At 52.5% G+C, this 3373-nt stretch carries 2 protein-coding genes, 1 tRNA gene and 1 pseudogene; 1 reads left to right on the forward strand and 3 read right to left on the reverse strand.

Annotation, left to right across the window (positions count from 1 at the left end):
• Nucleotides 1-147 precede the first annotated feature (147 nt).
• A complete protein-coding gene (locus ABJN86_RS03325; protein ID WP_348413183.1) occupies nt 148-951 on the reverse strand; it encodes a methyltransferase domain-containing protein in 804 nt (267 codons plus the stop codon).
• A gap of 234 nt (nt 952-1185) precedes the next feature.
• On the opposite strand from ABJN86_RS03325, the pseudogene ABJN86_RS03330 reads away from it, so the two are divergent.
• A pseudogene (locus ABJN86_RS03330) lies at nt 1186-2346 on the forward strand (IS30 family transposase).
• Nucleotides 2347-2576: 230 nt separating this feature from the next.
• On the opposite strand, the gene ABJN86_RS03335 reads toward ABJN86_RS03330, so the two are convergent.
• Both ABJN86_RS03335 and ABJN86_RS03340 read right to left on the reverse strand, forming a co-directional pair.
• A tRNA-Met gene (locus ABJN86_RS03335) sits at nt 2577-2653 on the reverse strand.
• A gap of 82 nt (nt 2654-2735) precedes the next feature.
• A partial coding sequence (locus ABJN86_RS03340) for a DegT/DnrJ/EryC1/StrS family aminotransferase (protein ID WP_348431990.1) occupies nt 2736-3373 on the reverse strand: 638 nt, incomplete at its 5' end.

Raw genomic sequence — 3373 nt, forward strand, 5'->3', positions numbered from 1 at the left:
CATCTTGCCGGAATTCGTCCGTCCGTTTCAGTCCCCTCTCGGGATCATGCTTCGCATAACCCTGCCGGGCGGGGCATAGTTCATCGCCTTTGTTGCAATAAATGCTATCAAAGGAACGGCATCAAACCGCGACAGGTCCAGCGTCTGCTAAGTCGCCTTGATACCCATGATCAGTCCATTTCTGCGCGTGGCTCGTAGCACTCCCCCGGTTCTTTCGCTTTCGTCGTTAATCAGTTTGGAGAGATGGTTACGTTGTTTGTCGGACGCAGTGTTGCCCGGTGGCATAGACAAAAGTACAGCAACTGCATCAGCTGGGTCTGTGCAGGCCATAACATCGATCAAATCATATCGGCCTGTGTGTTCAAATACGTCCCGGACCATCTTTTCTGCGTCGTCTAGCGAGAACAAAGCGGCCCCCGGGTCGACGGGAGGACCCCCGAACGCTTGTGCGCCGAGCACATGTAGTTCGTTTAAATTATCGAGAGTATTCGTGCTAACGAACAATTGCCCGCCCGGGCGCAAGACGCGACTGGCTTCTTGAATGGCCGAGCGCGGATCACTGACGTGATAGAGAACGTGCAAAAGTAGGACGATGTCAAAAGTTTCAGATGCATTAGGCAGAGCGACAGCATCCGCAATTCCTGCCTCAATAACTTCGACCTGCTTCACTATCGCAAGGTTTGTCTTGGCCTCCTCGATCATGCCTGGAGACGTATCGACAAGTGAAACGCGCAGATCGCTTGGCAACCGATCCCTTGACGCCTGCCAAAACCATCCGGGGCCACACCCGACATCTAAGATACATGCGCCTTCTTTTAGGTCGATCTTATCAATCAGCCAGTCAAACCAACTGACAGATGCGTACTTCGCCTGAAAGGACCCACGCGTCGCGAGGTGGCGCGGTGTAGCATATTGACTTTGGACTCCGCCATGTTTTGACTCTTTGCTCATACAGCTAAGTTAGGTCACATCGCCAACCATATCCACTAACCCCTTATGCTGGTCTATTGGTCTGTCTTGGCATTAAGTTAACGGCCAGAAGCAATGATGGGACTGGCTATGCTTAGGTAGTGAGCTTCCAGCAAAGCGGACTTTGGCGCAACTACAGAAAACGGCAGCTTTGTCCGGTGGTTTCAACGGATCGACGCAACACTTTAATCTTTTTGGAAAGATGGAGTGTAAGTCATGGCCTATCGGACGCGGGTATTTTTCACAGATAAGCAGAAGTCAGATATCTGGGATCGTTGGCAGCGGGGGGAATCGATGAGCTCGATTGGGCGCCATTTCGATCGCGGCTCATCATCTATTTATCCGTTGTTGGAACGTGGCGGCGGCATAAGGCCAGCGATACGAAGGCGATCCGGATTGGCACTGACGCTTTGTGAACGTGAAGAGATATCACGCGGCCTTGTGGCCAAACAGTCGCTGCGTTCGATCGCAGGTAGCCTTCATCGCGCACCTTCCACCATTAGCCGTGAAGTCGGCCGTAATGGCGGTGCCAATAACTACCGTGCTGCAATATCTGACGCGCAGACTTGGGATCGTGCGCATCGCCCGAAGCCCTGTAAGCGAGTTGGGAACGACTATCTTTGCCGCATTATATCAACCAAGTTACACCGCAAATGGTCTCCGCAACAAATCGCAGGTTGGCTGATGCGCGTACACCCTGATGACGACGACAAGCGTATCTCTCACGAGACGATTTATCGGAGCCTATTCATCCAAACACGAGGGGTGCTCAAGAAGGAATTACAAGCGTATCTACGCGCGACACGGTCCATCAGGCGGTCACGCCATGCAACGCTTAAGCGCAGCGGATTGGGCAAGTTCAACGATGTTATCTCTATCCGAGAAAGGCCTGCAGATGTCGAGGATCGCGCCATGCCGGGACACTGGGAAGGAGACTTGATTGCTGGATCTGGCAACAGCTTCATCGCCACACTGGTCGAGCGACACACCCGATTTGTGATGTTGGCAAAAGTCAGCAACAAAGACAGCCACAGCGTCATTCAAGCGTTAATCAAACAGTCCGGCAAGCTGCCAAAAGAGCTTTATCAATCTCTTACGTGGGATCGAGGAACAGAGATGGCAGGCCATAAGGCCTTCACGCTTGCAACGGATATCGACGTCTAGCTGTGCGAACCACATTCGCCCTGGCAACGCGGAACAAACGAAAACACAAATCGCCTTCTGAGACAGTACTTTCCAAAGGGCACGAATTTGTCGATACATAGTCAGGCAAAGCTGAGCGCCGTAGCGAGGCAGCTCAATGAACGACCTCGAAAAACGCTGGATTACGAAACTCCAGTAGAACGTTTTAACGCATGTTTTGCGTCGATCCGTTGAAGCCACCGGACAAAGCTGACAACGCAAAGCATGTATCTTGCTGGATATTCAACCAGCACCAGTCCGTAATTGCGTTGCGTGCCCTACATGATGAGACGTGGTGGCACCCGTCTCTGCAATCAGAAGCAAAATTGCTCTCCAACGTAGCACCAGTGTAACACCAGCCAATTCACCAACGAAAAAAGCCACCCGAAGGTGGCTTGTAACGAACTGAAATTATTCAGTAATATTGGTTGCGGGAGTAGGATTTGAACCTACGACCTTCAGGTTATGAGCCTGACGAGCTACCGGGCTGCTCCATCCCGCGCCAATACCGTGCGTTTAGTCCGGAAATTTGGGGACTGCAAGGGGGTGCGGCGGCTTTCGCTCAATAAAATCGCATCCAAGCCCTAAAGCGCTTTCAAAGCGGCGATGGCTTCGGTGATCGGATAGTGATGGTTGCCCACAAACAGACCGTTGGCATCGATGTAATCGGCATTGGTCAGCGATCCGTGAATGGAATGGTCGATGTGTTGCATGACTTCGTTCTTGGTGAAGTTTCCTGCAACGATCGGACGACATTCGAACCCTGCGGCCATCAAGCGCTTTACCAAGTCGTGGCGCTGCATGTCAGCATCCGGACGTAACACAAGGCTGAAGCCAAACCAGCTGCTGTTTCCGATTTCCTGCTGGATCATGAACAACGGATGCTGTCCCAATTCACGCTGCACCATGGCGCCATTCGCGCGGCGGCCTTCTATCAGACCGGGTAGTTTTTTCAGTTGTTCCTGGCCCAGTGCGCCGGACATTTCCAGCGGCCGCAGATTGTAGCCCGGCAACACAAACCGGAAGCTTTCTTCAAACGGATCATCGGACTTTTCGCCTGTAACCTTGTTGAACTTGGGCAAATTCCGGGTCCAGCCATGCGCACGCAGCGACAACATAACGTGGTACAGTTCTTCGTCGTCGGTGACGACAATACCACCTTCCATCGTCGAGATGTGGTGTGAGAAAAAGGCCGAATAGGTGCCCATGACGCCGAAGGTTC

It is taken from the genome of Litoreibacter sp., from assembly GCF_039974535.1.
In the GTDB taxonomy this organism is placed as follows: Bacteria; Pseudomonadota; Alphaproteobacteria; order Rhodobacterales; family Rhodobacteraceae; genus Litoreibacter.